At 59.3% G+C, this 22823-nt stretch carries 13 protein-coding genes; 8 read left to right on the top strand and 5 right to left on the bottom strand.

What is annotated here, in order from left to right; genetic code table 11:
* Nucleotides 1-21: 21 nt before the first annotated feature.
* Both ACR0EV_RS13100 and polA read left to right on the top strand, forming a co-directional pair.
* Complete coding sequence (locus tag ACR0EV_RS13100; protein ID WP_480800498.1) at nt 22-492, top strand: hypothetical protein; 471 nt, start codon at nt 22-24, stop codon at nt 490-492.
* Nucleotides 493-562: 70 nt separating this feature from the next.
* Complete coding sequence (polA, locus tag ACR0EV_RS13095; RefSeq protein ID WP_480800497.1) at nt 563-3361, top strand: DNA polymerase I; 2799 nt, start codon at nt 563-565, stop codon at nt 3359-3361.
* 42 nt (nt 3362-3403) lie between these two features.
* Here the strand turns inward: polA and ACR0EV_RS13090 are convergent, their stop codons facing one another.
* Complete coding sequence (locus ACR0EV_RS13090) at nt 3404-3634, bottom strand: DUF2798 domain-containing protein (protein WP_480800496.1); 231 nt, start codon at nt 3632-3634, stop codon at nt 3404-3406.
* Nucleotides 3635-3696: 62 nt separating this feature from the next.
* A complete protein-coding gene (locus ACR0EV_RS13085; RefSeq protein WP_480800495.1) occupies nt 3697-4452 on the bottom strand; it encodes a hydroxypyruvate isomerase family protein in 756 nt (251 codons plus the stop codon).
* Nucleotides 4453-4624: 172 nt separating this feature from the next.
* Between ACR0EV_RS13085 and ACR0EV_RS13080 the strand changes: the two genes are divergently transcribed.
* Nucleotides 4625-5587 (top strand): DMT family transporter, encoded by a 963-nt coding sequence (locus tag ACR0EV_RS13080; protein ID WP_480800494.1) that lies wholly within the window; start codon nt 4625-4627, stop codon nt 5585-5587.
* Here the strand turns inward: ACR0EV_RS13080 and ACR0EV_RS13075 are convergent.
* A complete protein-coding gene (locus ACR0EV_RS13075; protein ID WP_480800493.1) occupies nt 5570-6145 on the bottom strand; it encodes a DUF1285 domain-containing protein in 576 nt (191 codons plus the stop codon). The two genes, ACR0EV_RS13080 and ACR0EV_RS13075, sit on opposite strands and share 18 nt — an antisense overlap.
* A 64-nt stretch (nt 6146-6209) precedes the next feature.
* Between ACR0EV_RS13075 and ACR0EV_RS13070 the strand changes: the two genes are divergently transcribed.
* From ACR0EV_RS13070 to ACR0EV_RS13055, 4 genes are read left to right on the top strand one after another with little or no spacing between them, the layout of a single operon-like run.
* Nucleotides 6210-7217: an AAA family ATPase gene (locus ACR0EV_RS13070; RefSeq protein WP_480800492.1), complete on the top strand. Its 1008-nt coding sequence runs from the start codon at nt 6210-6212 to the stop codon at nt 7215-7217.
* On the top strand, nt 7214-8089 hold the full coding sequence (locus tag ACR0EV_RS13065; protein ID WP_480800491.1) for a DUF58 domain-containing protein: 876 nt from the start codon (nt 7214-7216) through the stop codon (nt 8087-8089). The genes ACR0EV_RS13070 and ACR0EV_RS13065 overlap by 4 nt, the downstream gene beginning before the upstream one ends.
* A complete protein-coding gene (locus ACR0EV_RS13060; RefSeq protein ID WP_480800490.1) occupies nt 8086-10848 on the top strand; it encodes a DUF4159 domain-containing protein in 2763 nt (920 codons plus the stop codon). The genes ACR0EV_RS13065 and ACR0EV_RS13060 overlap by 4 nt, the downstream gene beginning before the upstream one ends.
* Nucleotides 10845-12887 carry a hypothetical protein gene (locus ACR0EV_RS13055; protein WP_480800489.1) on the top strand — a complete coding sequence of 681 codons (2043 nt, stop codon included), beginning with the start codon at nt 10845-10847 and terminating at the stop codon, nt 12885-12887. Before ACR0EV_RS13060 ends, ACR0EV_RS13055 begins: the two co-directional genes overlap by 4 nt.
* Here the strand turns inward: ACR0EV_RS13055 and pbpC are convergent.
* Both pbpC and ACR0EV_RS13045 read right to left on the bottom strand, forming a co-directional pair.
* Entirely contained in the window at nt 12884-14920 is a 2037-nt protein-coding gene (pbpC, locus tag ACR0EV_RS13050) for a penicillin-binding protein 1C (protein ID WP_480800488.1), read from the bottom strand. The two genes, ACR0EV_RS13055 and pbpC, sit on opposite strands and share 4 nt — an antisense overlap.
* Before the next feature lie 36 nt (nt 14921-14956).
* Nucleotides 14957-20383, bottom strand: coding sequence for an alpha-2-macroglobulin family protein (locus ACR0EV_RS13045; protein WP_480800487.1), 5427 nt, complete (start codon nt 20381-20383; stop codon nt 14957-14959).
* A gap of 116 nt (nt 20384-20499) precedes the next feature.
* Between ACR0EV_RS13045 and ACR0EV_RS13040 the strand changes: the two genes are divergently transcribed.
* On the top strand, nt 20500-22758 hold the full coding sequence (locus tag ACR0EV_RS13040; protein ID WP_480800486.1) for a response regulator: 2259 nt from the start codon (nt 20500-20502) through the stop codon (nt 22756-22758).
* Nucleotides 22759-22823: the final 65 nt, after the last annotated feature.

The following is a 22823-nucleotide window of genomic DNA, read 5'->3' as shown; positions in this document are numbered from 1 at the left end:
CAACCATCGTAGGTGAGTGTGATGACCGACATGACTGCCACTGACACAGCCAACCCGTTTTTTGGTTGGATCGGGTTTTTCCTTGCTGCATTGGCTTTGTTCGCTGCGTTGTTTGTGTTTTGGGCCGGTCCTTTTGCACCGCAACAGTCCACCGGCGTTTCATTGGGTGAACTTGCGGCTGAGCTTGGCAAATCCACCCTGCGCGCCGCTGCCGGGCTTGAGCAGCCCGCACCCGTGGCCCAAACCCGCGATCTGGACGATTACTTGCAAATTGGCGTGGCCATGCTGGGTGGGCTGGCAATTGTTGTCTCGGTGATTGGCATTCTTCGTCACGAAAAACGACGCCCGGCCATCGCCGGAATGGCCATTGGAACTGGCGCGATCCTGTTCCAGTTTTTTGCTTTCGCGTTTTTCGCTTTCCTCGGCGTTCTGGTGATTATGGCGCTTTTGAACAGTTTCTCGGACGTTTTCAGCGGCCTCTTTGGTGGGTAACGCACGTTCCTGACTGGTCACCCGCCTGCCCCTGTGGCAGAACCATCCCTGACCGACAGGGAGAGTGCGCATGAGCAATTTTGGAAAAGGGTGTCACCTGCATCTGATCGACGGATCGGCCTTTATTTTCAGAGCTTATCACGCACTGCCGCCGTTGACGCGCAAGTCAGACGGGTTGCCGATTGGCGCTGTTTCGGGCTTTTGCAACATGTTGCAGAAATATGTCGAGGGAAATGCCGGACCGGATGCGCCAACCCATGTGGCGGTGATCTTCGACAAGGGTTCGCACACCTTCCGAAATGATCTCTACGATCTGTACAAGGCCAACCGCGAGGCGATGCCCGAAGACCTGCGTCCCCAGATGCCGCTGACCCGTGAGGCGACGAAAGCCTTCAACATCGCCTGCAAAGAGCTTGAGGGGTACGAGGCTGACGACATCATCGCCACGCTGGCCGTTCAGGCGCGCGAGGCTGGGGGCCGTGTAACCATCGTCAGTTCCGACAAGGATCTGATGCAGTTGGTCGGTGATGGCGTTGAGATGCTGGATGCGATGAAGAACAGGCGCATCGACCGGGATGGAGTTATCGAAAAATTCGGTGTTGGCCCCGAACGGGTGGTCGATGTGCAGGCTTTGGCCGGGGATTCGGTGGACAACGTGCCGGGTGCCCCTGGGATTGGCGTGAAAACGGCGGCTCTGCTGATCAATGAATATGGCGATCTGGAAGCGCTGCTGGATCGCGCGGAAGAGATCAAACAGCCAAAGCGCCGCCAGACGCTGATCGAAAAACGAGACCAGATCGAGCTGTCCAAAAAGCTGGTGCAATTGGACGAAAACACGCCGCTGGACTTCACCCTCGACGATCTCGAAGTGAAAGACCCCGATGCCGAAACCCTTTTGGGGTTCCTGGCCGAGATGGAGTTTCGCACTCTCACCAAGCGTATTGCAGATAAGCTGGGGGCCGAAGCTCCGGTGATTGCTGACGCGCCAGCGCCTGCGGCTGAAGAAGCCGAGGCAGAGCTCGTTCCGTTTGATGCGTCGAAATATGAGTGTGTGCGAGATGCCAAGGCCCTGCAAAAGTGGATCGATCAGGCTTATGAGCGCGGTTGGGTCGCTGTCGATACCGAAACCACCGGTCTGAATGAGATGATCGCCGATCTGGTCGGCGTCTCGCTGTGTGTTGAGGCTGGCGAGGCTTGCTATATCCCGCTGACCCACCGTGACGGCGCGGCGGACGATCTGTTCGGCTCGGATGCATTGGCCGAGGGGCAAATGCCTCTGGATCAGGCTCTAACCTTGCTCAAACCGATGCTCGAGGATCCGTCGATCCTCAAGATCGGGCAGAATATGAAATACGATGCCAAGATATTCGCGCGTCATGGCATCAACGTTGACCCAATCGACGACACGATGTTGATGTCTTATGCGATGCATGGCGGCGAGCATGGGCATGGGATGGACACTCTGTCCGAGCGCTACCTGACCCACACGCCAATCCCGATCAAGCCGCTGCTGGGTTCGGGCAAATCGGCCATTACTTTTGACAAGGTTCCAATTGACGAGGCCACGGCCTACGCCGCCGAAGATGCGGATATCACCTTGCGTCTTTGGCAACTGTTCAAGCCGCAGCTGCATCAGGTTCAGGTGACGACCGTCTATGAGACGCTGGAACGCCCCTTGGTGCCTGTCTTGGCCGAGATGGAGATGCACGGCATCAAGGTCGACCGCGACGTGCTGAGCCGCATGTCCAACGCATTTGCGCAGAAAATGGCCGGATTAGAGGCTGAAATCCACGAGCTGGCGGGTGAGACGTTCAATGTTGGCTCGCCCGCGCAGTTGGGAGAAATCCTGTTCGACAAGATGGGTCTTGAGGGCGGCAAGAAGGGTAAAACCGGGAAATACTCGACCGGCGCGGACATTCTCGAGGATCTTGCGACCGAGCATGAGCTGCCGCGCCGGGTGCTGGATTGGCGGCAGCTGTCCAAGCTGAAATCGACCTACACGGATGCGCTGCAGACCCACATCAACCCGGATACGGGGCGGGTGCATACGTCGTACTCAATCACCGGCGCGAATACGGGACGTTTGGCCTCGACCGATCCGAACCTTCAGAACATCCCGGTGCGGACCGAGGAAGGCCGACGCATTCGTGAGGCGTTTATCGCCGAGCCGGGCAATGTGCTGGTGAGCCTCGACTATAGCCAGATCGAATTGCGGATTCTGGCGCATATTGCGGATATCCCCGCCTTGAAACAGGCATTCTCGGATGGGCTGGACATTCACGCCATGACAGCGTCCGAGATGTTCGATGTGCCGCTGGATGAGATGACGCCCGACATACGTCGTCAGGCCAAGGCGATCAACTTTGGTGTGATATACGGCATCTCGGGTTTTGGTCTGGCGCGGAACCTGCGCATTCCGCGGGCCGAGGCGCAGGGCTTCATCGACCGCTATTTTGAGCGTTTCCCCGGCATTAGGGCCTATATGGACGACACTGTCGCCTTTGCCAAAGAGAATGGCTATGTCCAGACTCTGTTCGGGCGCAAGATTCATACGCCCGAAATCAATGCCAAGGGACCTCACGCCGGGTTCTCAAAGCGGGCGGCGATCAACGCGCCCATTCAGGGGACGGCGGCAGACGTGATCCGACGGGCCATGGTGCGGATGCCGGGGGCGATCGACGGGCTACCGGCCAAGATGCTGTTGCAGGTGCATGACGAATTGCTGTTCGAAGTGGCCGAGGATTCAGTGGATCAGGTGATCAGCGTGGCGCGCGACGTGATGGAGGGTGCCTCGGACCCGGCGGTCAAGCTGGACGTGAAGCTGAGTGTAGATGCCGGGCAAGGCGCAAATTGGGCCGAGGCGCACTAGCGGCGCGCCTCATCTGGCCCGGCGGGCCCTCTTCGTCGCGGGTCAGTCCTGCGGCCTGACCATGCGGTTCACCATGCGTTGCACCATTGGGCCAAACAGCAGAATCACGGTGAAGGCTATCGGCCAGCAAAAAGCCCAGGATGCCATCCAATCGCCGAATGTGCTGGGGCCGAAACCAATGGCTTTCACTGTTGCGATCCCCGTGACGATGCAGGACATGAGGCCGGACATGATCAGGCTGAATACGGCGCGGGCATAGCGGGCTGGTATCATGGCGTGTATCCTGAAGGTCGTATCGTCTTTGATGTGCAGTATTTGCCGCGCAAATTCCAGTACTAGGCCTTCATCCAATCAAGGCTGTCGGATGTTCGTGATGTCGAAGGTGTGTATTCGGCACTGACCCAACCGGTGTAACCAAACGCGTCCATAGCCGAGAACAAGTTCTGGAAATCGGTTGGCCCGCGCCCCGGTTCAGATCGGTCCGGGGCCGCGCCGATCTGCGCGTGGATGACCCTCGGGTGAAATTGTTCCCAAACGGCCTGTGCATCACCATGGATCATGTGGGCGTGAAAGCTGTCATATTGCAGGCCGACATTCGGGCGATTCACACGATCCAGCACCTCGGATGCAAGATCGTAATTGTTCAGGAAGTAGTCAGGCTGCGACACTGGATTGAGCGGTTCAATCGTAAATTTCTGCTGCGGGGCGCTATCGGCAGCCCATTGCAGGTTCTGGACAAAGATATTCAGCGCATCCGACCCTGAGGCATATCCTGACATAATGTGGATGAGTCCCGGGCGCAAAACATCAGCATAGCGCAGGACACGGCGGATATCCGACTGAAACCGGGCCTCGCCGCCAGGAACTGCTGCGTATCCGGGTTGGCCGCCCGTGTAATTGGGCGGCGGCGCGTTGATCAGTACCAGCTCTAACCCGTTGGCCAATAGGGCACGGCGGGTTTCTTTTGCCGCCACGTCGTAGGGGAACAGGATCTCAACGGCAGTGAAACCGGCATCAGCGGCGGCCCGAAACCGGTCGAGATAGGGCAATTCAGTAAAGAGCAGGGACAGGTTGGCGGCAAATCTGGGCATGTGCGGTCTTTAGTTGTAACAGTCCGACCCTAACCGTCACGCCTTTTCCGAGGAAGAGGTTGAAAACGACAAGTTGTCGAAAACCGACCAGATCATGGCTACGGGATCAGGGACAGTCACGCCATATCAGCGAATCATTTTCAGGCTGTAACAACAAAAAAGGTCTAACCCCATGGCCATGAGCCCTGAACCCGTAAGCGGGAACGTGGCATCGTTCTCATCCGCCCGCAGTTCGGCCCTGTCGGGCAACGGACTGGCCGTGGCGTCGATGATGGCTTGGGCGGCCGGGTTTCCTGCGGCCGACGTGCTTTTGCAAAGCTGGCCCCCAGTTGCTCTGCTAGCGGCGCGCCTGGCTTTGGCTGTCGGTGTGATGTTGCCGCTCTGGTTTATTCTTGACGGACCAAGCCGCGTATTGAGGGCGAAATGGGGCCGGGCAATGTTTGTTGGCGGTTTTGGGTACGGGATCGGCATGTTCCTTTTGATCCTTGCTCAGAAGTTAACAGACCCGGTAACCGTTGCGATTATTGCGTCCTGCGCGCCGCTGGCAGCAACGTTGCTTGAACTTGCCGCTGGCACCCGGCGTCTAAAGTGGAACTTCGCCATTGGCGTGTTGGTGTCGATAGTGGGCGGATTGATTGCCACCAGCGCCAACGCCCCGGCGCAGCTGGGGCTGGGCGCAGTCTGTGCAATTGCTTCAACCGGACTTTTCTGTTGGGCAAGCATGGCGACGGTTCGCGACTTTCCCGAGCTCAGCCAGACCGGGCGCACCACGATCACCTTTACAGGTGGGTTGCTGATGGCCGGGGCTCTTTGTTTTGGGGCCGCGCAAATGGGTATGGATGTGATGCCACGCGCTGCTGTGGATGCGCAGCAGGTTGGGATGCTGGTAATCTATGCGCTGATTGCCATGGGGCTGAGCCAGGTTCTTTTCATCGCGTCAGTCGGTAAACTGGGCGTTGCCTTGGCGTCGTTCCACATCAACATCGCACCGTTTTACGTGATGCTGATCATGCTGGTGCTGGGGGATGACTGGAACTGGACCCGCGCGCTGGGCGCGGGTGTAGTCGCTTTGGCCGTTGTCTTGGCGCAGGACCGCGCGCCGCGACAGTCCCGAGGATCAGCCAAGCTCGGTTGATGGGATCAGCCCAAAGAACTTTTGACCAGACCAAACGCCAAACCAGCCGTCGTGATGTGTGCCAATCTCAACCAGACGGTAGAAACTTTTGCGATCAATGCGCGCTTCAAGATCGGAACGGACCATGATGTAGGGTGAAGGTTCGTTTGTCACCGGGTCGATAACGATCCGGATCGGATGTTCTGACCCTGCAACAGCGTGATCGCCTACATGAGTGGTAAAGGTCAGGATTTGCTGTTCGCCTTCGCCCTCACAATCAAAATCCACGGCGACAAACGGGGCGTCTTCGGCAGTGATTCCCACCTTCTCGACCGGGGTGACGAGGAAGTATTTCCCATCTTCTTTCTTAAGAATTGAGGAAAATAGCTTCACCAGCTCGAAACGGTTGATGGGTGAGCCTAAATAACTCCAAGTGCCATCTTTTGCGATATGGATGTCCAGATCGCCGCAAAACGGGGGATTCCATAGGTGAACGGGCGGTAAACCCTTGGTTTTGGCCGCTTTGACTGATGCAGCCAGACCATCTGGCGACGGTTTCACAGGTTTTTGTCCGCTCATTGCTTTTGCCATTTCCTCTTAGCGCGATACACTTCAATCATATTAGTCCACGGAAGGGAAAGTCATGACCGAACCTGCCGACCTCGTAGCCGAGATCGAAGCGCTGGAAAACAAGCTGCAAGAGGCCAAGTCCTCGATCACCCGCCGCTTCATCGGGCAGGAAAGGGTCGTGGATCTGACTCTGACCGCGCTGCTGTGCGGTGGTCATGCCCTGCTGATCGGTTTGCCGGGGCTGGGAAAAACGCGTTTGGTCGAAACGCTGTCGACCGTGATGGGCCTGAACGGCAACCGCATTCAGTTCACGCCCGACCTGATGCCCGCAGATATTCTTGGATCCGAGGTTCTGGATACCGCCGATGACGGGTCACGGCATTTCCGCTTTATCTCTGGCCCGATCTTCTGCCAGTTGTTGATGGCGGATGAGATTAACCGCGCCAGCCCGCGAACGCAGTCTGCTTTGCTGCAAGCGATGCAGGAACGCACGGTGACTGTGGCGGGAGAAGATCGTTCGCTGGGAACGCCCTTCCACGTATTGGCCACGCAAAACCCGATCGAACAGGAAGGCACCTATCCACTGCCCGAGGCGCAGTTGGACCGTTTTCTGGTTCAAATCGACGTCGAATACCCGGACCGACAGACCGAGCGCGATATTCTGCTGGCCACAACCGGTGTGGAAGAGGAAGCGGCGCATCAGATTTTCAGCAAAGAGGAGCTGTTGGCCGCCCAAGTCCTTCTGCGCCGGATGCCGGTTGGTGAATCGGTGGTCGAACTGATCCTTGATCTGGTTCGCGCCTTCCGCCCCGAAGAAGCTGGTGTTTCCGAACGCGTTGCAGAAACCGTGGCTTGGGGGCCTGGGCCCCGTGCGGCGCAGGCGCTGATGATGACGGTCCGCGCGCGTGCGATGTTGCAGGGCCGGTTGGCCCCGAATGCCGAGGATGTTCTGGACATGGCGCGCCCGGTGCTCAGCCACCGGATGGCGTTGAACTTTGCGGCGCGAGCGCGTGGTGACAGCCTTGCCGAGCTGATTGACTCGACGGCTGCCGGTCTGATCCGGACCGAGGCCGCGGCGTGAATGCGGCGCTGACCCTTCGCGAAAGATCCGAGGCCGAAGCGTCCCGGCTGCCGCCGCTTTTGGCGCGGGCCGAGCATTTGGCCGGAACCGTCCTGTTGGGCGATCACGGGCGGCGGCGCTCGGGGATGGGCGACGATTTCTGGCAATACCGCCCCGCGCAAATCGGGGACAGCCGCCGCATGATCGACCATCGCCGCTCGGCGCGGGGGGATCAGCAGTTTGTCCGGGAACGGGAATGGCAGATCGCGCAATCGGTGATGCTTTGGGTCGATCAGGGCGCGTCGATGCGCTTTGCATCTGACAAATTGCTGCCGACAAAAGCAGATCGCGCCCGACTGTTGGGGTTGGCAACTTCGATCCTGCTGGTACGCGGCGGAGAACGTGTCGGCCTGACCGGAACAACCCTGCCGCCCCGGCGCGGCAACGCGCAGATCATCCGTTTGGCCCAAGCCTGGTCTGAAGATGACCAAACGGATTACGCTCCGCCTGAACACCGTGCCATGATCCCCCATGCCCGCGCCGTGTTTATCTCGGATTTCCTTGGCCCCATGGACGAGGTTGAATTGGCCCTGACCAAAGCGGCTGATCGAGGCGTGCGCGGTGTGGTCCTGCAAGTGCTGGATCCGGGCGAAGAGACATTTCCGTATCGGGGCCGGACGATTTTCGAAAGCGTCGGAGGGTCCGTCCGACACGAAACCCTAAAAGCGGCTGAGTTGCGGGACCGTTATTTGGAACGTCTTGCACGCCGCAAGGATGCCCTAACGCAGTTGTGCCGTGCGACAGGCTGGCAACTGGGCCTGCATCACACGGGCGACAGCGCGCAAGCGGCTCTGTTGTGGCTCTATCGGGCCTTGGATGGGGGCACGCGATGACGGTTCTTGCAGGCATAGGCTTTACCGCGCCGTGGGTTTTGCTGGGGCTTTTGACCCTGCCGATCCTATGGCTGATCCTGCGTGCGGTGCCGCCTGCTCCGATCCGCCGGATGTTCCCGGCGGTCACCCTGTTGCTGGGGCTAAAGGATGACGAAAGTGTTTCGGATCGCACACCGTGGTGGTTGTTACTGCTGCGGATGCTGGCAGCGGCTGCCATTATTATCGGTCTGGCCGGACCGGTCCTGAACCCATCGCGGGATGAGACCGGCACAGGGCCGCTCTTGCTGGTGCTGGATGCCAGCTGGGCTGGTGCCACGCGGTGGTCGGCTACGCTCGATCAGATTGACGCGCAACTGACCGAGGCTGGACGTGCGGGTCGCACCGTCGCCATAGTGCGCCTGACCGAGCCCGAACCCCCAGTTTTTCAGGCGGCAGAGGCTTGGCGCGGGCGTTTGCCGGGCCTGACCCCAAACCCCTGGCAACCCACTGAAGATCAGATATTGCAGGCCATCGCTACGCTCGATGCAGTCGATGGGGGTTTTGACACCCATTGGTTTAGCGATCGGCTGGACTATGCCCAACACGCGGGGTTGGTCGACGCCTTGCAGGCGCGGGGCGGTGTAACGGTGTATCAGGGAGCGTCGCGCCCCATTGCGATCCAGCCAGCGGCCTATCGGGACGGCCTGATCCGGCTCACTGTTCAGCGCGCTGGTCCCGGCCCGCAAGAGGCTGTGACGGTCCTGGCGCAAGGGCGCGATCCGGCTGGCACGGCGCGTGTGTTGCATTCCGTTGATCTGATTCTCGAAGCGGGTGAAACTTCGGCGCAAGTCGATCTGGCATTGCCGTCGGAGTTGCGCGCTCGGATTACGCGCTTCGAGATTCAGGGTCAGAGGTCCGCCGGAGCCGTAACTCTGACCGATGACAGTTTGCGTCGTCGCGAAGTAGCGCTGATTGCCGGAACCCTGAACCGCGAAGGGCTGGAGCTGTTGTCGCCTCTGCATTACCTGACACAGGTTTTGATCCCCACGGCAGATTTTGTCGATGGGGGTCTGCTTGAGGTTCTGCCTGCGAACCCGGACGTGATCGTTCTGTCGGATGTCGCGCAGATGTCGGATACCGAAGAGGCCGATCTGATTGAATGGGTTGAACAGGGGGGCCTGCTGTTGCGATTTGCCGGTCCGCGTATGGCGGCCAGCGATCTTGGGCGGGACACCGAAGACACGCTGCTCCCCGCTCGTCTGCGCAGCGGCGGTCGGTCTGTTGGCGGTGCCATGAGCTGGGGTGAGGCAAAGACCTTGGCACCATTCCCAGAAAGCTCTCCGTTCTATGGTTTGGACATCCCTGATGACGTGGTCGTTTCAACACAGGTTATGGCGCAACCAGACCCTAATCTGGCGGATCGCGTGATTGCTTCGCTGTCAGACGGAACACCCTTGGTAACGCGCAAGGCGTTGGGATTGGGGCAGGTGGTGCTGTTCCACGTGACCGCTGATGCGGAATGGTCGAGCCTGCCGCTGTCGGGTCTGTTTGTCGAAATGCTGGATCGTCTGGCCGTGGCCTCGGCCGCGAAATCCCGTCAAGAGGCGCAATTGCAGGGCACCACGTGGGAGCCGGTGCAGATCATGGACGGGTTTGGCACGTTGTCAGACGCCGGCACACTGGCGGGAGTCGACGGTGTGCAGTTGATCTCGGGACAGATTGGGCCCGAGCTGCGCCCGGGCCTGTATGAAAGCGGCAAACAGAAACTGGCGCTGAATGTTGTTTCCGAAGACACCGAATTGCGACCTGTGGTTTGGCCTGCCAATGTGCCGATCAAAGGTCAGGAAATCAGCACCGAAACTCCGCTTGGTGGGCTGCTTCTTAGCCTTGCTTTGATCCTGCTTACGATTGACGTGATTGCGTCTTTGGCTCTGTCCGGTCGGTTGGGTTTGGCGCGCGCAGCGGCTGGCGTTCTGGCTGCGTTTTTGCTGGTGCCCGAGGTTCAGGCGCAGACGCCGGAAGACACCGAGTTTGCGCTGGCGGCGACGCATGAACTGGTTCTGGCACATGTGCTGACAGGTGACGCACAAGTGGATGACATTGCGCAGGCAGGGTTGCGGGGATTGGCGCAAACCTTGTTTTATCGCACATCGGTGGAACCCGCTGAACCGATCGGAGTGGATTTGGAACGCGATGAACTGGCATTCTTTCCTCTGCTGTACTGGCCGATTTCCCCAAGCCAGCCTCAGCCATCCGTTGAAGCTTACGCGAAACTGAACGCCTATCTTCGCTCGGGTGGGATGATCCTGTTTGACACACGTGATGCCGATATTGCCGGTTTCGGCTCTTCCAGCCCGAATGGCCGCAAGTTGCAGCAATTGGCCGCGCCCATGAATATTCCAGCGTTAGAGCCGATTCCGCGCGATCACGTCCTGACCAGAACGTTCTATCTGTTGCAGGATTTCCCAGGCCGCTATTCCGGTACCGAGGTCTGGGTCGAAGCTGCGCCACTGGATGCAGAACAGATCGAAGGGATGCCGTTCCGGAACCTGAATGACAACGTAACCCCGGTCGTCATCGGCGGCAATGACTGGGCCGGGGCCTGGGCTGTGGATCGCAACGGGCAGGCTCTGCTACCTGTTGGGCGCGGTTACGCTGGGGAACGGCAGCGAGAATTGGCCAATCGTTTTGGCGTCAATCTGGTGATGCATGTGCTGACCGGGAATTACAAATCCGATCAGGTCCACGTGCCCGCGCTTCTGGACAGGCTAGGACAATGACCGGAACCGTCATATTCGACCCACTGATCCCGTGGCCCATTCTGGCCGCTGTGGGTGCGATTGCCGTGGCAGGGGTTGTACTGGCCTTGTGGCGTGGCCTTTCGGGCTGGGCGTTACGAGGGTTGGCGGCTCTGGTGGTTCTGGCCGCGCTGTCCGGGCCGGTTTATCAGATCGAAGATCGCGCGCCGCTGACTGATATCGTTTTGATGATCGAGGATGAAAGCGCCAGTCAGACGCTGTCGGACCGGGGGGAACAAACCGCACAGGCTGCCGAGGAACTCGCCGACGAGATTGAAGCGCGCGACAACACGGAACTTCGGCGCATTCAGGTTGGCGACGGGGATGGAGATGAGGGTACGCAGGTTATGGCGGCTTTGAATGAGGCATTGGCCGAAGAACCCCGTGCGCGGATCGCTGGTATCCTGGTGGTGTCGGACGGGATTGTGCACGATGTCGATCAGGCCCCGGACCTGCCCGCACCGATGCACCTTCTGCAAACCGGGCGTGAAAGTGACTGGGATCGCAGGCTTATCGTCCGAAACGCGCCAGCCTTTGCCATTATTGGCGAGCCGGTCACATTGACCCTTCGCGTGGAAGACAGCGGTGCTACGCCTGCGGGTGCAGCAACCGCGCCGCTCGAAATTTCGGTCGATGGCGGCGCGCCGGAACAGTTCAGTGTTCCTATTGGCCGCGATGTCGAATTGCCGATCACGCTGCCCCATGGCGGGCGCAATGTCATCCAGTTCTCTGTTCCTCAAGCCGACGGTGAATTGACCGACCGCAACAACACGGCGCTGATCCAGATGAACGGCGTGCGGGATCGTCTGCGTGTTTTGCTGGTCTCGGGTGAGCCGCATCCCGGCGGGCGCACATGGCGCAACCTGTTGAAATCCGACAGCTCGGTTGATTTGGTGCATTTCACCATTCTACGCCCGCCTGAGAAGCAGGATGGTGTGCCTGTCGATGAGCTGTCCTTGATCGCCTTTCCCACGCGTGAGCTGTTTCTGGAAAAGATCAACGACTTCGACCTGATCATCTTCGACCGGTACAAACGGCGCGGTATCCTACCTGCGATCTATCTGGACAACGTTACCAGTTACATCAACGACGGCGGTGCGGTTCTAATTGCGGCAGGTCCCGATTTCGCCAGCGCTGACAGTATCTTCCGATCTCCTCTGGCGCCGATCTTGCCGGCGCAGCCTTCAGCACGGGTGTTCGAAGAACGGTATGTGCCAATGGTCAGCGACTTGGGGCAACGGCATCCGGTGACAACCAATCTGGGCGATTCCGAGGATTGGGGGGCGTGGTTGCGACAGATCGACGTGAATCACCGCTCGGGCGAGGTTTTGATGACTGGCATCGACGAACGCCCGCTGCTGGTTCTGGACCGCGTGGGCGAGGGGCGCGTTGCGATGCTGGCATCCGACCACGCTTGGCTGTGGAGCCGCGGTTTTGAAGGTGGTGGCCCGCAGTTGGAACTGCTGCGCAGGCTCGCCCATTGGATGATGAAGGAACCCGAACTGGAAGAAGAGGCGCTGTGGGCCGAAGCCAATGGTCAATCCATGCGCATCATTCGCCAGACGCTTGAAGACGAAGTTGGGTCGGTGACGGTAACGCGTCCAAACGGTGAGACCTTGGAGATTACCTTGGAAGAGGTTTCTCCCGGTCGGTTCGAAGCGCAATATTATGGGCCCGAGATTGGTCTTTACCGTTTGCAGGAAGGCGACCATATGGCCGTAATTGGCCTTGGCCCCGCCGCGCCGAAGGAATTTGAACGCACCATCGCAACCGGCGATGTTCTTGAACCGGTTCTGGCAGGTATGCGCGGTGGTGTGATCCGTCTGGAAGACGGTTTGCCGTCAATCCGCAACGTGCGCGCTGGACGTCCAGCGGCTGGGCGGGGGTGGATCGGCCTGACCCCGCGCAATGCGTATGAAACACGGGACGTCACGCAGGCCGGTCTTCTGCCGCCTTGGCTGGTGTTGCTGTTGGCAGGAGGGTTCCTGCTGGGTGGGTGGCTGCGCGAAGGACGGCGCTAATCGATCCTGATTGCCGCCCGGTCCGATTGGCCCTGCGCATCCACAATAACAAGCGAGGTGAAACCGGCCCCCGGATTGGGGATTTCGAACTCTCGCTGCCGCTGTCCGGTCAGCACGGGCACGCCATCTGCAAGCACTGAAAATGGCCCGACACCCCCACGTAGCTTCACTGTCAGGGGCGCTCCAAACGTCTCTAACACGGCATTATCGGGCGGAAACAGCAGATCCGGAGCGGTGGGGTCATTTTGGAAAGCCGCCGTGCGGGGGCGGAAACGTTGCAAGGGCTGGGGCAATTGCGCAGCGCCCACCAGCAAGGTCGAAGGCGGCGGTGGGCGCAGCGGGCTAAGCGCGGGTTTCAACAGGCTGAACGCCTCGGCCAGAAGCGGTGCGGCAAGATCGCCTCCGAACGCGCCGGGAACTGGCGTTCCGTCCGCACGACCCAGCCAGACCCCAATGACATGCTGCCCGTCAAAGCCGATGGCCCATGCATCGCGGTGGCCATAAGAGGTGCCGGTTTTGTAGGCCAGCGCCCCTGTCGCACCGCCTGCTGGGGGTGAAAGCCCGGCCAGAATGTCGGCGACCTGCCAGGCAGAGGTTTCTGACAAAACGCGCGGTGTCTGCTGCGTATCCGCCAAAACGTCGTGATACAGGACAGGGCCTTGCCCACCTGCTGCCAGAGCGGCGTAAATCTGTACCAGATCGCGCAGGCTCAACCCCACACCGCCCAATGAAATCGCCAATCCGGGCGTGCCGCCGCTCAGACGCGGTTCCGATCCCGCCAAGCGCAGTGCTGTCAGCACGCGCGCGGGTCCCAACTCATTCGTCAAACGTACGACCGGGATGTTCAGCGACAATTGCAGGGCGTCCCGAACCCTCACATCGCCACGGAATACGCCATCAAAATTGCGCGGGGCATATCGGCCAAACATGACGGGACTGTCGCTGATCAGAGTTTCGGGATGGGCCAGTCCCTGATCGAAGGCCAGCCCATAGACCAGAGGTTTCAAAGTTGATCCGGGCGACCGCAGTGCTTGTGTCATATCCACAAACCCCTGTCGGGCGTCCTGATACCCGGCGGACCCGACCGAGGCCAGAACCTCGCCACTGCGATGATCAGCCACGATCAGAGCGCCAGACACGCGTGATCCCGCGCGCGTGGCGGCCTGCATAACTAAAGCTTCCAACCGGGCCTGCAACCCGGCATCCAGGGTCAGATCAAAAGCGCTTGTCGCGGGCGCTTGACGCTTCACACGATCGGTCAAGTGCGGTGCAAGGCGCGGAAATGGGTTCATCCTGTCGGGTAGGGGCTCCAACAAAGCCGTTCGTGTTTCAGCGGCGGTCAGGGCGCCGTGCCGCTCGAGCCTGCGCAGAACCCGGTCCCGTGCTTCTTGGGCTGTCTCTGGCTGACGATCCGGACGTCGAGCTTCCGGGGATTGCGGCAATGCGATTAACAGGGCCGCCTGTGCTGCGGTCAACCGTGTTGCGCCTTTGCCAAACCATGCACGGGTTCCGGCTCGGATACCTTCCAGATTGCCCCCGTAGGGTGCGTGGGTCAGATAGAGGGTCAGGATTTGTTGTTTGCTTAGCTGCTGCTCCAGGGCCAATGCGACTCTAATTTGGCGGATTTTACCGCTCCAGCGCCCGGTCGAGCCATCTTCGATCAGCCGCGCGACCTGCATGGTCAGGGTGGACCCACCCGACACCGTGCGCCCGTTCCAAAGGCTTTGCCCCACGGCCCGCAGCATCGCAACCGGGTCCACTCCGGCATGTGTCCAGAACCGTTTGTCTTCGTACCGGATGAGCATGGCGGTGAAATTCGGATCGACCGCGCCGGGTTGCAGTCTCCAAATCCCATCTTCAACCGGAAACGCACGCAAAAGGTCGCCGTTCCGGTCCCGCATCTCAACTGATGTTTCGGCTAAAACAGGGGGAAGAACTGTGGCGTCGATCCAGCGGTGCACACCGTCCCGTGCCAGTGCCGTCAGATAGAGGGCACCGGCGAGGGCCAGCAGAAGCCGGGACGGCCTAGGCACGACAGCCACCCGGGCAGTGATATAGCGCGGTGCAAATCACTTAACTTCAATCCGCCCAGTCGCTGTACGCGCGCGGTTTTGCGGGCGGTACATATCCTCGACCGAGGCCGCAGGATGATGGAAGACACCCGGTGTAACAGCGCGCGCCACATAGGCCAGCGTCACTGTTTCTCGCCCGGACAGATCAACAGCGGCCAGGAAACGGTCTGAACGGAACTCGGTATGGGTGGCATCGGACAGATCCAGCCAGTCAAGCGACCGCACATCGCCTGAACGCAACAGGCTGGGGTTGTCGATTTCGATCCCGGCGGCAAGTGGATCATCGACCATCAGCCGCGCTCCGCCACTTTCGAACGGGGTCACTGTCAGAACCGTGACAAACCTTTCGCCAACATCAAAGCTGTTGGCGTCAATCGGATCGCCATCCATCGAGTAATATTGCCGTTCGATCGCATAACCGTTGCCGCCCGCCTCGGGCGGAACCTCAGGGATTCCCGTGACCGTAAGGGTGATGTCCGTCGCCTGACCGTCACTTGCCGTGATATTGACCTCATCCGCCTGACCAGATTGCAGAACTTGCACAAACGGACCAGACACCTGAACTCCGTTGACGGTCAAGCCTGATCCCGTCGGATCAGACACTAGCGCATGGGCGGCCAACAACGACCACGTGGCCTCTTGCGTGGACAGATGGGCGCGACCGGCGCTGACACGTTGGATCAATGCGTCGCGATTGACGGCCTCGCTGCCCGCGCCCACGGCAAGGGTCAGCAGACCCGCCGCATCCCGCAGGTGCGTGCCGTAATCCGCGCGCCAGTAATTTTCCTGCTCATCCGGGACCTGCTCCAACATACGAGCAGCGCGGTTGAACATCGCGTCAGCTCGGGTCTGATCTCCGTAAGATGCAAGCGCTGCGCCCAATTGTGCGGCCGCCAATGGGGTGTCGAACGCATCCCCTTTGACATCTGCATAGTAGCGCAGATCACCCATCGAGGCTGCGCCCTCTCGTGCCAGAACCATCAGGGCATAGGCAATATCCTGACCACCTGAATCAAAATCCGGTGCGTAGTTGACCCTGTTTCGAAGGTTATCCATGGCCTGGGCAAAAGCTCGGTCTGGTACAGGGTGACCCTGAGCGCGCGCACGGGACAGGAAGTCTGTCACGTAAGCGTCCAGCCAGAAATCCCCACTGCCTGCACGCCAAAGGCCAAAGGCACCGTTGGCGGCCTGACGGGTCAGGATGCTGCGGATGGACTCTGTGATGCGCTGATCCACTACCGGACCGTCGCCCAGCCCCGAGGCCTGCGCGACCGATGACAGATAAAGCAGCGGCAGGGCTTTGCTGGTGATCTGTTCCGTGCAGCCATAGGGGTAACGGTTCAACTGATCCAACAGACCGGGCGTGTCGAACTTTGCCAAAGTTCCGGCAGATAGGATGGCCTTGGCCGAACCGGGCTGGAACCCGTCAAATACGTCCTGCGAAAACAGGAAACTGTCCTCGGCCCCCAACGCGAAACGTCGTGTCTGTGCAATCACCGGATCGTTGGCACGTACGGGCATACGCAGGGTTTGCGACAGGTCGCGACCGTCCGGTGTGGTGATCGAAACACTGATTTCGGGGTCGCCAACAACACTGGCTGTGACGGGGATGTCAAAGATCGCCTTGCCACCGTTTTCCAACACAAAGCTGGTTGGTGCCTCGCCCAGTTCCAATCCACCGGAAGCCGTCAGACCAAGTGCCATGTCTCCGGGTGTTCCATCGGCATGAACGATCTCTAGCCGCATTCGGCTTTGATCTCCGGGGGCAAGGAAGCGCGGCAGGCTGGCGGTGACGACCACAGGGTCGCGGACGATCATATCGACATCGGCCTGCCCGACCGCTTTGGTTGACCACGCGACGGCCATCAATCGGACAGTGCCATTGAAGGCGGGCAGGGGGATGTCCACCTCAACCTCTCCGTCCGGGCCGACCTGAACCGGGCCGCTGAACACGGCCATCAAGTCTTGCGTCGGAGGCGGGGATTGGCGGCGCAAGCCGTTGTCGGCGTCACCGCCGGAACGGACGGTGCCCATCGCTCCGGTCATGCCGTCGATCAGGCGCCCGTAAACGTCGCGCAGATCCACGCCAAGACGACGTTGCCCAAAGTAATATTCCTGCGGATCCGGGCTTTCGAATCCGGTCAGGTTCAGAATGCCCACATCCACAGCAGCCAGCGTCAGCCAGACAGGGTCACTGTCCGAGACATTTTCGACCCTAACTCGGGTTTTTTGCGTTTGCCGTGGAGATGTGACCTCGGGCACATCAATTACGACGTCCAACTTGCGAACTGCTGGATCAATGGCGGCATGTGCTACGCCCATCGCACGCGCCGGGTTTTGACCTGCTGCGACGTTCATCGGGCGGATGACCGTGGCGGTGACATAAGCGCCCGCGCCCCAATCTTCCGTCACTTCAATCGGGATCACGGTCTCACCTTCCGGCACGTCCACCATCTGGCGATGGATCAGCCGGTTTGACAAAACTTCGATCTGGGCGACGCCCGCCATGCGTGGGACGATCCGCAACTGCGCGGTATCACCTGCGCGATAGGTGTCACGGTCCAGAGACATCTCAAGCCGGTCTGGTGTGGTTGACGCATCCGCGGCCTGATACCAGCCCGCATAGAAATCGACAGCGGTTTCGGCATATGTGCCGTCGATGCGCTGAACAACCAGTTCATAACGACCCCAATCCACGGTCTGTGCCAGCGTCACAGGATCGGTAGAGATGTCCACTTCGCCGGTGGCAATGCGCGTGCGGCGGGTTGTCGGTTCCCAATTCCAGTTGCCGTAAAGCTGATACCACTGATACCGCGTCTCGACCCGGTTCAGTGTCCACCGCAGGCGCATAGGGCTGGGCGTTAGATCAGGAGCGAGCGCGACGATCTGAAACGCAGCTTCTGTACCTTCAGGAACAATCTGTTCAAACAGAGGTTTGACACCGATCACCGGCTGCGGTGGCAGGACTGGAGCAGACAGGCGACGCTCAACCGGACGGCCAGAACCATCGGTCAATCGTGCGATGATTTCAGCCTCAATGGGCTTTCCTTCAGTCTCTAACACTGGAATTTCGACGGCTACGGTGGCCTGTCCCGCCGCATCCGTGCGCGTGTTTCCGAAATACGTGCTTTTGATCACGGCCTCAGCATCGTAGCGGCCAAAGCGGTAACCTTCGTACCCCGGAACGGTATCCGCGGCGCGCGCGATGACCTGTCCGTCAATGCTCAGGTCAGATCCCGGCGCACCAAAAAGATAGCGTGCATCTATAGAAAGCGGTGGGCTATCGCCGGGCCGCAAGGGCGCGTCGGGCAGGGACAGATCGAAATCGATACGTTCCGGCAGAAAGTCCTCGACCAGCACCGTCTGACGCGCCAGCGCGTCGCCTTTGGGATCAGATTTAATCTCAATCTTCCATGCACCGCGCGGTACGTCGACAGCGACAGGCAGGGCAAAGACATGCCCCCCGACAACGCCCCCGTCCGAGACAGATCGGCGGTATTCAACCCCGTCCGGGCGATACAGGATCGCTGTGAGGGGTAGCCCTTCGATTGCCTGTGCTTCACCATCTCGAGACAGCGCGGTGACATGGATGACCTCTCCGGCACGATAGGCACCCCGGTCCGTGGTCAGGAAGACATCAACCGGCCCCGCAGGCGCGCGCCCTTCGACGCCGCGATCCGACAGATCAAAGGCGGGATCTGTCAGGGACAAAAAGCTGAAATCGCTGTCCCCGGCAGAGGCCATCACCAAGGCAGGCGCACTGGCCCCTTTTCCGCGGATCAGGCCGGGATCGAAGGTGGCATAGCCGGTTTCATCGGTTTGCGCGGTTGCAATGACCGCGTTTGCATTTGTGACCAGCGAAACTTCGACGTCCTGACGCGGTGCTGCGTCGCTGAGGCCGCGCACGGTCACGTGCAGCCCATCCGTGCCAAGTGCGGTGCTGATCCCCAGATCGGACAACACAAACCACTGCGTCGCGCCGGGGTCGTCATAAGGATCGGCCCCCGGAACACGGGCTGTCAGCGCATAGATGCCTGCAGGCTGATCAGCGATGGCCTCTGCCATGGGCAGGCGCGCTGTCATGGTTTGGTTCAACTGATTGGATACTTCGGCCGTACCGGTCCAGATATCCTCGGCAATCTGGTCCGAGAATTCCTCTTCCTGCCATTCGCTGAGTGGGCGGCCAAAGAAGTCCTGTTGCACCGCGCGCAACAGGTTCCGGTCGCTGACCCGCCGCAGGATCAGATCCAGCTCGGTGACGTTAACCGTTTCGACCGGCAAAGCCGCATCCGCAGATTTCGGAAGGACATAGCTGCGTCCGGGAAACCGAACCGACGGTGTGCGGTCGCGTACATAGTGGGTCAGTTCAACGTTGCGATTCAGTGCTTCGCCGGATGCGGCAGGCAAACCCTGTCTTAAAGTCAGGCGATAGCGCTGGCCATGCGCGACGCCATCTATGCAAAGCTGCTTTTCGTCGGGCTGAACAACCAGTCCGGTGTCATCGCGCCGTACAAAGGGATCGTAGTCAACACCGGCCTTGACCAGTGGTTCCGAAAACTCAACACAGATCCGGGGCGCGACCGCATCGCTCTCGACTGCGGTATCGACCACTCGGAACCCGTATTTCCCGATTGCATCGTCAAGCGCCGCCAGTACGTCCTCACGCGGTTGCAGCTGTTCGGCCAGCCGAAGAACGGGGATCATATCGCGGCCACGGTCCACATCTTCCAGAGCGTTGGCCAAAGTCATCAAGGCCGTGATTTGTGATCCGGTGGCCTCGGACCGCAAATAACCATTGATCGCGGCGTTCAGCGCACGGTTTCGAAGATCGCGCCGCTCGTTCCAGCCTGACGGATTAATAGTCAGCAACAGGCGTGCGTATTCCACCCAAAGATCTGGTGCATCGCTGAGAGACACGGCAACACCGGTCCACTGCATCGCTTGTATCGCACTTCCCGCGCTGCGCGCTGCGTCCAACACAGCTTGCAGATCGTAACCGCCGGCAGGATGCAGGAATCCCAGGTTGCGCGCCTGATCTGTCGCCCGATTCAAATCAGCAGACCCCAGCACGCTCAACGCCGCCGCACGGGTTTTGCCCAATATCAGAGCCTGTTCTGAGGTCGTTACCTTTTGCGCGGAAAGCGCCCCTTGATACGCCTCCTGCCGGGTTACCCCGTCCTTGGGAAAGCAGGAATCGGATCGCGTGTTATAAGTGAAAGCTGTGCAGCGATCATTGGCCGAGCAAGCCCGAATGCATGATTTCAGATCTGTGTCGAACAGCGCATCCAGATCTGACCCATAAAAGTCCGTGTCCCGGGTAGTGATGTAGCGAAATTCGGGCACGGCGTTCTGCGCCAGAGCGGTGACGGGCAGGATTAAGAGTGAAAAGATATAAGTTATTGAAATAAAAACAAAGCGGTGCATGCTGCCCTCCTCTTTGTGCTCAGCCTTGCATGGCGCGCGCCGTTTGCGCAACGGCTTAAGCAGTTTTTCATTCTCTGACGCGATGCTGAAATCTGTACATCCCGGAACAAGTCACGATGAGTCTTGCAAACAAACTGGCACAGGAACGGCGCGCGCGTTTAGCGGCAGAACGACTGCTGGCGTTGAAACAGGCCGAGCTTTCGGCGGCCAACCGGAAACTGGGCCAGCATGCCATGGCGTTAACCAAACGGATCGGTGAAACACAGGCCGAGGTAGAAACTGTCCGGGATGAGAATGAAAAGGTCAAATCTGATCTGACCGTAGCTCATGCCAAGATCGAGGTGGCCGAACGTCGTCTGTGGCACTCAATTCAGACTATCCAGGACGGATTTGCTTTTTTTGACTGTGATGGTCGCCTGATTGGGGCCAACACCGCCTATCTCAGTGTTTTTGATGGTTTGGATGAGGTCGTGCCCGGGATTACCTATTCTCGAATTCTTGAATTGCTGACAACCGAAGGCATTGTTGACATAGGGGATGAAGCTGCCGACGTGTGGCGCGCCAAGATGCAAGCGCGTTGGAACCGTACCAATCCGCCACCGATCGTGTTGCAACTGTGGAATGGGCAATACATCCGCCTGATCGACCAGCGGGGCAGCGGCGGCGACGTTGTTAGCCTTGCGCTCAACATCACCGCGTCTGTTCGGCATGAGACAGAGTTAAAGGCAGCGCGCGAACGGGCCGAGGCGGCCAACCGTGCCAAATCCGCGTTTTTAGCCAACATGAGCCACGAAATCCGCACTCCGATGAACGGCATCGTCGGGATGAGCGAGCTGCTGGACGAAACCCCTTTGAATGAAGAACAATGCCTGTACGTCAACACGATCAGAAACTCGGGCGAGGCCCTGCTTGTGATTATCAATGACGTTCTGGATTATTCGAAGATTGAAGCTGACAAACTGGTCCTGCACCCAGAACACTTCGATCTAGAGCGCTGTATTCTAGAGGTTGCGATGCTGTTGCAGCCCAACGTACGCGACAAGGGCCTGACGTTGCTGGTAGATTATGACCTGTTCCTGCCCACTCTGTTCGTGGGTGATCCAGGCCGGGTTCGGCAGGTTTTGACCAACTTGGTTGGCAATGCGGTCAAATTCACGTCCGAAGGGCATGTTTTGATCCGCGTCACCGGCGTGCCTCATCCGAATGCACAAACCTGCGATATTCACGTTGCCATCGAAGACACAGGCATCGGAATCGAGCCTGAAAAAATCGGCCATATCTTTGGCGAGTTCAATCAAGTTGAAGACGAGCGAAACCGTCAGTTCGAAGGCACGGGGCTGGGGTTGGCCATCACCAAACGCCTGATTTCCATGATGGGCGGGGCTGTCTGGGTCGAAAGTGAGTTGGGGCAGGGGTCCTGTTTTGGGTTTCGCATATCGCTGCCCACCGCCGAAGGTCCTCAACCCGAACCTCCAGATCTGAAAGATTGTGTGAAACACGTCATGGTGGTCGAAGATCTGGCCGTAAACCGGGCCATCCTTGCGAAGCAACTTGGCCGTCTGGGTGCTGACGTCACCGTTTGTACTTCGGGGGGCGACGCGCTGGCCAAAATTACTGATCGAGTTGAGCTGGTCTTGTGCGACCACGACCTGCCGGACATGGACGGGTTGGACCTTGCAACCTCGCTCAAAGACCGGGGCTGGGGGGATTTGCCTGTGATCGTGATGTCCGCAAATCCCGCTTTGATACACGCCCATCCGGCGCGCGACCTGGTGAGCGGTGTTTTGCAGAAACCAATCCCCCGGTCTGAACTCTATGGCAGGCTGATGGCTCTCAAAGCGTCGTCGCAGGCTGCTTGCTTAGCAGAACCGAAAACTGACGAGCTTAATAAGGGCAAAACCAAAGAAACCAGTACCCGACGTATGAAAATCCTCGCGGCTGAAGACAACCGCACCAACCAACTGATCCTGAAAAAGATGGTGAAGGATTTGAATATCGATTTGCGCTTTGCATCGCACGGGCTCGAAGCGGTTGAGGTCTATCAAGAGTTCGCACCTGATCTGATATTCATGGATATCTCTATGCCAAAAATGGATGGTAAACAGGCCACCACCGAAATCCGAAGGCTCGAGGTCGAAACCGGCCGACACGTCCCCATTGTTGCCCTGACTGCTCACGCGATGGCTGGCGACGATGAGGGGATCCTATCCGCCGGGCTCGACCACTACCTGACCAAACCTCTGCACAAGAAACTCATCCATCAAATGATCCTGCAACACCAGCCAGATGACGTGACCCGTGTTGATAGAACCAATCCTCACGAGACCAGCGGAAGCTGTAGTGACAACAAACAGGATCCTGCTTCATCTGGCTAAAAATACCTCGGGGAGCGCGAAGGGCTGGCCCCTCGCTTCCTTCCTGACACACAAGTGCTGACTTT

Source organism: Ruegeria sp. CF8, from assembly GCF_056537285.1.
This window is presented reverse-complemented; position numbering and strand designations above follow the sequence as displayed.

What these genes read in the sequence shown, in the direction of transcription:
- ACR0EV_RS13100 (WP_480800498.1), top strand. Translation starts at nt 22, where the DNA reads ATGACCGACATGACTGCCACTGACACAGCCAACCCGTTTTTTGGTTGG.
- polA (WP_480800497.1), top strand. Translation starts at nt 563, where the DNA reads ATGAGCAATTTTGGAAAAGGGTGTCACCTGCATCTGATCGACGGATCG.
- ACR0EV_RS13090 (WP_480800496.1), bottom strand. Translation starts at nt 3,634, where the DNA reads ATGATACCAGCCCGCTATGCCCGCGCCGTATTCAGCCTGATCATGTCC.
- ACR0EV_RS13085 (WP_480800495.1), bottom strand. Translation starts at nt 4,452, where the DNA reads ATGCCCAGATTTGCCGCCAACCTGTCCCTGCTCTTTACTGAATTGCCC.
- ACR0EV_RS13080 (WP_480800494.1), top strand. Translation starts at nt 4,625, where the DNA reads ATGGCCATGAGCCCTGAACCCGTAAGCGGGAACGTGGCATCGTTCTCA.
- ACR0EV_RS13075 (WP_480800493.1), bottom strand. Translation starts at nt 6,145, where the DNA reads ATGAGCGGACAAAAACCTGTGAAACCGTCGCCAGATGGTCTGGCTGCA.
- ACR0EV_RS13070 (WP_480800492.1), top strand. Translation starts at nt 6,210, where the DNA reads ATGACCGAACCTGCCGACCTCGTAGCCGAGATCGAAGCGCTGGAAAAC.
- ACR0EV_RS13060 (WP_480800490.1), top strand. Translation starts at nt 8,086, where the DNA reads ATGACGGTTCTTGCAGGCATAGGCTTTACCGCGCCGTGGGTTTTGCTG.
- ACR0EV_RS13055 (WP_480800489.1), top strand. Translation starts at nt 10,845, where the DNA reads ATGACCGGAACCGTCATATTCGACCCACTGATCCCGTGGCCCATTCTG.
- ACR0EV_RS13045 (WP_480800487.1), bottom strand. Translation starts at nt 20,383, where the DNA reads ATGCACCGCTTTGTTTTTATTTCAATAACTTATATCTTTTCACTCTTA.
- ACR0EV_RS13040 (WP_480800486.1), top strand. Translation starts at nt 20,500, where the DNA reads ATGAGTCTTGCAAACAAACTGGCACAGGAACGGCGCGCGCGTTTAGCG.